Source organism: Bacillota bacterium (genome assembly GCA_023511835.1).
Lineage (GTDB): Bacteria > Bacillota > Sulfobacillia > JAIMAT01 > JAIMAT01 > JAIMAT01.
The window spans coordinates 1-7,093 of the sequence record JAIMAT010000091.1 but is presented as its reverse complement, the minus strand read 5'-3'; the positions used below and the strand labels follow the sequence as shown (position 1 = coordinate 7,093).

The window sequence follows — 7,093 nt, the reverse complement described above, 5'->3', positions numbered from 1 at the left end:
GCAGCGCTACCTGACCACCATCGGCCACCACGTCTTCCTGGGCTGACGGCCTGGGGCCGGCGGCGCCAAGCGGGGCCGGGCGGGGACGAATCCCCGCCCGGCCTTCGCGTCTCCGGGGCGGCCGGCGGGTGGCGCCGGCCGAAGGCGGGCAGCCTTCATCCGGCCCGGTCTGCGCGACGCGCCTTGCCCGCGGGCGCCCGGCCGTGGAGGATGACCTGGGGGTGAGAGGCCGTTGGACGATCTCTGGGAGCGGATCCGCCGCGACCGCGTCGAGGCCATGAAGGCGCGTGACCAGGAGCGCGTGGAGATCCTGCGCTACTTGGAGGCGCAGCTGAAGAACCGCTCCATCGAGCTGGGCGGCTCCCTGCCCGGCGAGGAGGCCGAGGCGGTCCTGCAGCGGGAGGCGAAACGCCGGCGCGAGGCCATCGCCGGCTTCGCGGGCCGGCCCGGCGCGGAGGCTTTCGTCGAGCAGCAGAGGCGCGAACTGGCGGTCATCGAAGGCTACCTGCCGGCCCCGCTGGCACCCGAGGAGCTGGAGCGCATGGTGGAGGAGGCCGTCGCCGAGGCAGGCGCCAGCGGCCCGCGCGACGTGGGGCGCGTCATGGCGCTCCTCATGCCGCGCCTGCGCGGCCGTGCCGACGGCGCCGAGGTGAGCCGGAGGGTGCGCGAGCGACTTGGCGGCTGAGCAGGGAGGCGGGCGGGGCGGCGAGCTCTTCCTGGGCGTCGACGTCTCCCAGCGCCGCGGACACCGCCTGGCCTGGATCGACGGCCGGCTGAGGGTCGTGGGGCTGGAGCGCGCGGCGGGGAGCGCGGCCGTCGCCGAGGCGGTCCGCCGCCGCGGGCCCGACTTGGTCGCCGTCGACGCCTCCCAGCGGCCGGCGCTGCACCTGATGGACAGCCCGCGCTACCGCGCGAGCCTGGTGCCGCCGCCCCGCCCGGGGGCCTACCTGGGCTTCCGCGTCTGCGAGTGGGAGGTGCGGCGTCGCGGCTTGGCCATCTACCCCACGCCGCACCGGGAAGAGGAGGCGCCCGGCTGGATGCGGGAAGGTTTCGCCCTCTTCCGCCTGCTGGCCGTCGACCGGCGCCTGCCGGCCAGCCTGGTCGACGCCGGCGCCTCGCTGCTCGAGGCCTATCCCGCGCTCAGCTTCACGGCGCTGGCCGGCGGTTGGCTGCCGCCCAAGAGCCGCCCGGAGGGTCGGCGGCGACGCCTGGAGCTGCTCGCCGGCCTCGGGCTCTCCGGGCTGGAGGAGGCGGCGGGCGCGGAGCCCGCCGCTCTCGACCACGACGCGCTGGACGCGCTGGTCATCGCCTACACGGCCTGGCGCTACGCGCGCGGCGAGGCACTCCTCCTGGGCGACCCGCGCGAGGGGCTGCTGGTGGCGCCGGTCCGCCTCCTGCCCGAGCGCTGGCGGAAGGTGCCCGGCTGAGCCACCCGCGCCTCAGCGCGCGGCGGCGGATTCCACTTCCTTCAGGTAGGCCTGCATCTGCGAGAAGGTCATGGGGCCGACGAAGCGGACGCGGACGACGCCGCGCGCGTCGATCCAGAAGCTGGTGGGGATGCCGCCCACCCCGTAGCGCTGGGCCACCTGGAGCGACGGATCGAGCAGGAAGCGCCACCCGTAGCCGGCCTGCCGGACGAAGGCGCGTACCGCCTGCGCGTCCTCCTGCATGTCGACGCCGACCACGGCCACTCGGTCGCCGTACTGCCGCTGGAAGCGCTGGATCTCTGGCATCTCCGCGCGACAGGGCGGGCACCAGCTGGCCCAGAAGTTGAGCAGCACCGGTTTTCCGCGCAACTGGCTGAGCCGGAAGGTGGAGCCGTCCAGCGCCTGCAGGGTGAAGTCGGGCGCCGGATAGCCGGGCAGCGGAGCCGGCGGCAGCTCGACCGCCGGGGTCGCGGCCGCGCCGCCGGACGAGCCGCCGCCCCCGCCCGCGGCCGCCGTCCCCGCCCGGCCGGCGCCCGAGGCCGCCACGGTGACCAGCGCGGCCAGCAGCAGGAGCGCCGCCAGCCCCTCCACCGGCAGGCGCATCCGCTCCAGCAGGTCGGCCGGGCGGCCGCTGGCCAGGAGCCAGGCGACGCCCGCCAGGAAGCCCGCCAGCGCCTCCACCTGCACGGCGCTCAGCGGTCCCCACCAGGGTGTCCGTCCGGTCACGCCCCAGTCCAGCGCGAAGCGCACGAGCCCCGAGGCGGCCAGGAAGACGCCCATCGACCCGGGGGCGCCGCGCCGCCGGCCGGCCAGCGAGAGCGCCAGCACGGCGTAGGCGAGGGCGCCGATCAGCTGCACCGCCAGCGCCGGCTGCCCGGCCGGATCGGGCAGCGCCAGCAGCCGGCTGCGGATCCCCTCCACGGGCCAAGCGGGCATGGCCAGCGCGCTGGCGGCGGCCAGCGGCAGCGCCAGCCCCTCCAGCGCCCGCAGCCGCCCGCGCCAATCGCCGCCAGCCAGCGCCGCCTGACCGGCGAGGAAGCCCCCCAGCGCCCCCTCATACGAGAAGGCGTCGCCTGTCAGGCGAAGCCAGCTGCGCGGATCGTTCCAGGCGAGGTCCGGGAAGACCGCCTGGCGCAGGAGCCGGCCCGCCAGGAGCGCTCCCGCCAGCCCCGCCAGCCAGCGCGCGTCACGCCGCTCCTCCCGGTCCAGGGCGTATCCCGCCAGTACCGCCGCCAGCAGGAAGAGCCCGAAGGTCTGGAACTGCGGCCCGCCCGGCCAACCCACCGTCTGCGGGAGGGGCAGCTGCACCCGGCTGCGCCTCCTTCCCCCACCCGGGCCGGCCGGCGTCGTCCGAGGCGCCGGCACGCCCCTGCATACCCTGCGGGGGTAGTTTCTATAGCGCCAATATACTTCTCCCTCGGGTGCCCGCCCAAGGTCAGTGGGACGGGTCAGGCGCCCGCCCGAGGAGCCGGTCCACTTCCTCGCGGAAGCGCTCCACGTCCTCGTAGTCCCGGTAGACCGAGGCGAAGCGGACGTAGGCGACGGCGTCGATCTCGCGCAGCCCGCGGATGGCCAGCTCGCCGATCACCCGGCTCGACACCTCGCGCTCGCCGCGCGCCCGGAGCCGCGTCTCGATCTCCGTCGCCAGCCGTTCCAGCCGCTCCAGCGGCACGCGCCGCTTCTCGCAGGCCAGGAGGAGGCCGCCCAGCAGCTTCTCGCGCTTGAAGAGCTCGCGCCGCCCGTCCTTCTTGACCACCCAGAGGGGTCCCTGCTCGATGGTCTCGTAGGTGGTGAAGCGCTGGCCGCACTGGTCGCACTGCCGCCGCCGCCGGACGACCGTGCCGTCCTCGGAGGGGCGGGAGTCCACCACCCGCGTGGAGGCGCCGCAGAAGGGGCAGTTCATGGGTATCACTCCCGGAAGCCTAGATACGGCGCGGTCGTCCTGCTCCACCTGCTCCGATTTGGGGACGAAGGGCTGCAAGCCCGGGTCCTCGCGCGGCGCTCAGCGACCTATGCTCCGCTGAACATTGAGCCACCCGCCTGTCGCCCTTGCGGCCTGCGCGTGCTGCTCGGGGAGCACGTGGGCGTAGATCGAGGGCGATGGTCACCCTCGAGTGACCGAGGAGCTCGGGGACCGCCTTCACCGGCGTGCCCGCCTGAAGCGGGAGGGGGGGGCAGGTGTGGCGCGGCGCAGGTCGTGGAAGCGGAGAAGCGGTTCTCGGAGGCCTGCCTTGCGAAGCGCGTATAGCACTCTTCGAGCGTCCACTCGCTGATTGGCGAGCCGTCCTCGTGGGTGAAGATACACCTCGCTGGCCTTTGGCCGGCGGCTGGAGGCGGCCTGCATCCTGGGATCGACGGGCACGTTCGACAACGCGGTCGGTGAGAGTTTTGGGGCGTCGCTGCAAACCGAGTTGCTGGACCACCGAGTCTGGCAGGGAAGCAATGCCTTGCGCTCAGCCGTCTTTGGCCACTTTGAGGCGTTACGGCTTTGGGCCTTGGATTCCGGCCAGCCCACCGTTGTCACCGAGGGTACCGTCCAACGTGTGGGCAGTTCGTTCAACGCGCGCAGTCCCTCGCCTGGCAGGCGTCCGGGCTCGGGGCAGAAACTTGGCCGAAGGCCTCTGCAGCGCCGTCAGCGTATCGGTCTCGTACGGCTCGACCAGATCGCGCACGAAGTCCACGTAGCGACCGAACGCCTCGATCAGGCGCATCGTCGCCTGGTTAACCCGGCTGACCCGCTCCATCTCATCCTCGAGCGCCCGTCTCAACACCCGCAGGTGCTCCGCTCGCGTGGGCGGCAGTCGCTCGAGGAGTGCCGCGAAGGGTGCCGCTGGAGCCAGGTCCAGCAGCTCGGCTGCGCGTTCCTGGGCCGTCCGGCGCCTGCGCCGCGACCGCTCGAGTTGCTGCAACGCCGCGTCCTGGCGGCGGAGAGCCGCCCGCACCGCGTCGGTCCGGCCTTCCGCCAGCGCCGCCTGCATCTTCCGCCCTCCCTCGTAGAGCCGGCGGCAGGCGTTGTGCTCCTCCTCCAGGGCCCCACAGAGCTCGGTCACAGCCCGCGCGAGCTCGTCACCGTTCATGGCTGGGGACCGGGGCTGGACCCGGCCCCGCCGGAGGAACTTGTCTTGGATAGCCCCATACCTCCGGCCAGAAGGATGATCTCCGCCCGCCGCTGTTCCTGCCAGGCCGCAGGCCCGTCGCCCGGCACCACCGGGTGCGCGTCCCCATAGCTCGTCGCCGTCATCCTCGAAGGCGCCACACCGTCCGAGGCCAGCTCTCGCACGATCACCGTCGCCCGTGCCCCCGCCAGCTCCCAGTTCGACGGAAAGACCGCCGTGTGAATCGGCCGCGGATCGGCCCAGCCCCGCACCGAGATCGCCTCGTTCCGGTCACGGATCGCCCCCGCGACCACCGAGAGCGCCTCCCGCGCCTCCGTACTCAGGTCGGCTGAGCCGGTGCCGAAGAAGAACGGCGAGCCGAGGTCGATCTCCAGGCCTTCCTGCGTCACCCGCACCGTCGCCGCCGCAGCGAGGCCCCGCGCTTTCAGAGCCTGCACGATCGCCTGACCCACCTGCTCCAGCTGTGCCGCCTCATTGGGTCCCCTCGCCAAGCGCAGCACGTCCAACGCCATCGTGCTCGCTGGCGGCGGCGCCTGGACCGCCGACACGCCGCCGCCCTGGAAAAGTGCCTTCAGCTCCGTGGCTAGTGCCCGATACTTCGCCACGTCGAGCGAGGACATCGAGTACATCACGATGAAGAAGGCCAAGAGCAGCGTGATCATGTCTGCATAAGTCAGAAGCCACCGCATCATGCCCGCCGTGTCTCGCGTCTGGGTTGGCGTCGCCGCGCCCGGCCACCGTCTCAGCGTTGAAACCCGCTTCCTCCTGCCCTCAGGCGGCGACTCCCATGTACCTCCGCCCCACCGGTCTCTCACGGGGCCCCATCCCCCAAATCCCTTCTGCTTAGCACTCCCCGCCGCACCGCGCACCGGCCACCTCAGCCCGGGCGGTATAATGCCAAGCAGGCAGTTGCTAGTGCGGTGGTTGCCCTTGCCTGCAAAAACTGTATGCTACGCTGGCTCGACGTCCGGCTCGCCATTCGGGACCTCCGCAACCCACTCTTATCCCTGCTGGTTCGACCGGACGCTTGTCCCGGCCACAACACCACCCCCAGGCATCTCTCCGGGGTAATCCGCAAGGACCTCCTGGATCTCCAGATGCTTGTTCTCCACCAAGGACAGCTCAAACGGCTCCAGCTGCTCGTTGTGCGCGTCGGCCAGGACGCGTACCCAAGGCCGCAGCGGCTGGCCCAACACGGTGCGCGAGACGACACCGAGGAAGCCATTGCTCAGCCTGACGATGGTCCCCACCGGGTATAAGGCGAGCTGCTTGAGAAACATGCTGACCAATCTCGGGTCGAACGCACTCCCGGCTTCCCGGAGCAGCATCGCTCCGGCCTTCACCTCCGGCATCGGTTCGCCCTCACTGGGCCGCCGGCTCGTCAGGTTGTCGAAGGCGTCCGCCACCGCCACGATCCTGCCGTACAGATGGATGTCCTCGGCCCGAAGGCGCCGGGGGAACCCCTGCCCGTCCCATCTCTCGTGGTGCTGGAACGCCACGTGGGCGGATAGCAGGCTCACCGCAGGGTTCGACCGCATCATGTTGTAGCCGTCCACCGTGTGCTGCTCGTAGATGACCCGCTCGCTCTCACTCATTTCACTCGGCGCCTTATCGGCGAGCCCCTCCGGAAGGCGGATCGTACCGAGGTCGTGCAAGAGCGCGCCCGTCCCGAGTTCGACCAGCTTGTTCTTGTTAAGGCCTAACTTCGAACCGAGCGCTATCGAGTAAGTACAGACGTTGACGCTATGGACGAAGATGAATTGGTCATAATCCCGGATCAGGTAGAGGCCCATCGAGGTGCTGTCACCCGCGAGCAACTCATCGACAATGGCCTCGACGACCGGGACGACCTCCCGGATGGGAACGCTTGCGTCTTCCCCCACCCGCTCGAACACCTTGCGCACAGCGACGGTGGCATCCACCCGCGTCCGCTCGGAGAGTGCGTCCTGCGCCGGGTCGATATCGGGGATCAGCGGGTCCTCGACGTAGATACCTTGTATCCCCCGGGCCTCCAGCGCTTCGATATAACGATCGGTCAGCGTCACCCCTGCCTCCAGGAGAGGTTGTCCCGTTTCGCTGTAGATGGTCCTGGCCAGCCGTTTGCCGATGGCCCGCGCGGAAACGGGGACGATCCGCATGTCCCTTCACCACCGGAGATCCGGCCGACCAAACAGGTATCCTTGCCCGAGCTCAAGCCCGAGGCCAAGGCAGAAAGCGTACTGTTCCTGCGTCTCGATGCCCTCGGCGACGACATGGGCACCGATCTCGCCAGCGTAACGGTTGAGGGCGCGACAGAGCGCCGCCAGCCGACGGTCGGCCGGCGCGTACCGGATCACACTCGCGTCGATCTTGATGTAGTCCCACGGAAACATCGCCAGGACCTTGAGACCTGTGTATCCGGCGCCTACGTCATCGAGCGCGACCTTTACGCCCAGAGCCCGGAGCGTCTCCAATTCCTGCGTGAGCCGGCCAGCGATGATGTCCTGAGGCTGCTGTAAAAGCGGGAAGGCCCGGGCTACGATGGTTTGCAGCAGGCAAAACCCATCGAGG

Annotated in this window: 8 protein-coding genes; 2 read left to right on the top strand and 6 right to left on the bottom strand. The window is 70.9% G+C overall.

The annotated features are described in order from the left end of the window. Window positions 1-232 precede the first annotated feature (232 nt). Window positions 233-685 (top strand): GatB/YqeY domain-containing protein, encoded by a 453-nt coding sequence (locus K6U79_10230; protein MCL6522728.1) that lies wholly within the window; start codon window positions 233-235, stop codon window positions 683-685. Next, window positions 675-1,427 carry a DUF429 domain-containing protein gene (locus K6U79_10225; protein ID MCL6522727.1) on the top strand — a complete coding sequence of 251 codons (753 nt, stop codon included), beginning with the start codon at window positions 675-677 and terminating at the stop codon, window positions 1,425-1,427. Before K6U79_10230 ends, K6U79_10225 begins: the two co-directional genes overlap by 11 nt. Window positions 1,428-1,439: 12 nt before the next feature. Here K6U79_10225 and K6U79_10220 read toward each other — a convergent pair whose 3' ends face one another. The 6 genes from K6U79_10220 to K6U79_10195 all read right to left on the bottom strand — a co-directional run. Next, window positions 1,440-2,735: a TlpA family protein disulfide reductase gene (locus K6U79_10220; GenBank protein ID MCL6522726.1), complete on the bottom strand. Its 1,296-nt coding sequence runs from the start codon at window positions 2,733-2,735 to the stop codon at window positions 1,440-1,442. A 127-nt stretch (window positions 2,736-2,862) separates the two neighbouring features. Then, a complete protein-coding gene (gene nrdR, locus K6U79_10215) occupies window positions 2,863-3,330 on the bottom strand; it encodes a transcriptional regulator NrdR (GenBank protein MCL6522725.1) in 468 nt (155 codons plus the stop codon). 577 nt (window positions 3,331-3,907) lie between these two features. Then, the gene (locus K6U79_10210) at window positions 3,908-4,504 is read right to left on the bottom strand and encodes a flagellar protein FlgN (GenBank protein ID MCL6522724.1); all 597 of its coding nucleotides are present in this window, start codon (window positions 4,502-4,504) and stop codon (window positions 3,908-3,910) included. Beyond that, the gene (locus K6U79_10205) at window positions 4,501-5,205 is read right to left on the bottom strand and encodes an OmpA family protein (GenBank protein ID MCL6522723.1); all 705 of its coding nucleotides are present in this window, start codon (window positions 5,203-5,205) and stop codon (window positions 4,501-4,503) included. Before K6U79_10205 ends, K6U79_10210 begins: the two co-directional genes overlap by 4 nt. A gap of 339 nt (window positions 5,206-5,544) precedes the next feature. Then, complete coding sequence (locus K6U79_10200; protein MCL6522722.1) at window positions 5,545-6,681, bottom strand: HD-GYP domain-containing protein; 1,137 nt, start codon at window positions 6,679-6,681, stop codon at window positions 5,545-5,547. Between the two features lie 6 nt (window positions 6,682-6,687). Continuing rightward, a partial coding sequence (locus K6U79_10195) for an EAL domain-containing protein (protein ID MCL6522721.1) occupies window positions 6,688-7,093 on the bottom strand: 406 nt, incomplete at its 5' end.

Coding starts and splice junctions, on each gene's coding strand:
- nrdR (MCL6522725.1), bottom strand. CDS start 3,330: ATGAACTGCCCCTTCTGCGGCGCCTCCACGCGGGTGGTGGACTCCCGC.
- K6U79_10210 (MCL6522724.1), bottom strand. CDS start 4,504: ATGAACGGTGACGAGCTCGCGCGGGCTGTGACCGAGCTCTGTGGGGCC.
- K6U79_10205 (MCL6522723.1), bottom strand. CDS start 5,205: ATGATCACGCTGCTCTTGGCCTTCTTCATCGTGATGTACTCGATGTCC.
- K6U79_10200 (MCL6522722.1), bottom strand. CDS start 6,681: ATGCGGATCGTCCCCGTTTCCGCGCGGGCCATCGGCAAACGGCTGGCC.